The sequence below is a fragment of the Campylobacter sp. BCW_4323 genome (assembly GCF_001763115.1).
GTDB lineage: Bacteria > Campylobacterota > Campylobacteria > Campylobacterales > Campylobacteraceae > Campylobacter_D > Campylobacter_D jejuni.
Window position 1 is genome coordinate 1 of the sequence record NZ_MJYC01000042.1, and the last position, 1,634, is coordinate 1,634.

Sequence of the window (1,634 nt, forward strand, 5' to 3'; positions counted from 1 at the left end):
TTTTGAAATTAATTTCATATTATTTATTTTTTAATAATAATATAAAATATAAAAATAAAATAGTGGAATAATAAAATATTTAAACTTAAAGTATAATTAAATACTGATTATTATATAATTATAAAATTTCAATTTAAATTTTATTTTATATAAAAAATTGATTTAATGAGAGTAAAATTGTATGAAATGTTATCTTGTAAAATATAACGAAGATTTAAGTTGTATAAGCGTGAATTTTCACGCTTACTCTAATTCATATTTTTTGATCAAAGTATTGTAAAATCCATTGGTTTTTGTCTCATCTATACCTTTGTCAAAAATTTTTACCAATTCTTTTTGTTTGTTTTTATCAAAAGCAAAGCTAAAGCCTTCTCCACCATCCATTTCTTGGTAAAAACTTACCAATTCTGGATTTTCAGCTAAAAAACCTTTAGCAGTATCTTCATCTGCGATAATAGCATCAATTTTCTTGTTTTTTAGTGCTAAAACAGCAATATTTAAATCTTTATTACTTTGCACTTGTGCATTTTTGATAGCTTTTGCAGTATTTTCTTGTAAAGTTCCTAGTTGAACTCCTATTTTTTTACCTTCTAAATCATTTTTTGTTTGAAGTAAATTGTTACTTTTTAGTTTAAGATAAAGATTTTTACTCATATAGTAAGGTTTAGTAAAATCAACACTCTGTCTTCTTTCATCCGTTGCGCTCATAGCCGAGGCAATCATATCGATTTTACCGGCTTTTAAAGCAGGTATTAACCCATCGAAATTAGTCTCAACCCAAACAATTTTAATACCATTTTTTTTGGCGATCTCTTCTACTAGATCCGTATCAAAACCTGTAAGTTTTGAATTTTCTTTATAGTTAAAAGGTTTATAGTTTGGGGCGGTTCCAACCTTTAATTCTACGCTTGCATTTGTTTCTTTGTTTTTAGAATCATTGCAAGCGTTTAAAAATAAGCCAATCAAGGCAACTAAAACAACACTAAATATTTTTTTCATTTTCTTCCTTTGATATAATAATGTTTTAAAATTATACTTATTTTAAATTTATATTTAATTAAGTCTGATTGCTTTTTACAATGTTTAAAAGTAAGTAATCCTTGATATATTATTTATACAAAATTTCAAAAAACCCACCAAATACTTATATAAATATTTACACAAATATTTATACTATTTAATCCTTTATTTAATCCCCTTTTAAGTTTAATTGGTTATACTTTCATTTCCTTTTTTGAAAAAAGGACTTAAAATCTTTTAAATTATAAAGTTTCACTAACTGAGTAGATTTTATAAATTAACTTTATTTTAGATTTTTTAAGTTTTTAAATTATTTGAGTTTTTAACTTTCTTAATTTTTTAATTTAAAACTAAAAGCTTTTTTATAAATCTTGTTTTTAATTTAAAAACTTTTCTTTTAAAAATGATTTTTTGTTTTGTTCTTTTAAATTAGTATTGTTATTCAAATCTTATTAGTCAATCTTTGAAATCTAAATAAGTGATCGATTGAGCCAGAAAGATTTAGGCATAAGCAATTATGTAAAATCTATTCAATCTAATATTAAAAAGATTAAAAGCTTTCTTTTAATCTTTTATAACTTTTTCTTTGAAGAAAAAGATTAAACTATCTATAA

At 22.6% G+C, this 1,634-nt stretch carries 1 protein-coding gene; it reads right to left on the reverse strand.

The genetic code is table 11. The annotated features are described in order from the left end of the window. Positions 1-243: 243 nt before the first annotated feature. Positions 244-999, reverse strand: coding sequence for a basic amino acid ABC transporter substrate-binding protein (locus tag AJN60_RS04060; protein WP_070285914.1), 756 nt, complete (start codon positions 997-999; stop codon positions 244-246). Positions 1,000-1,634: the final 635 nt, after the last annotated feature.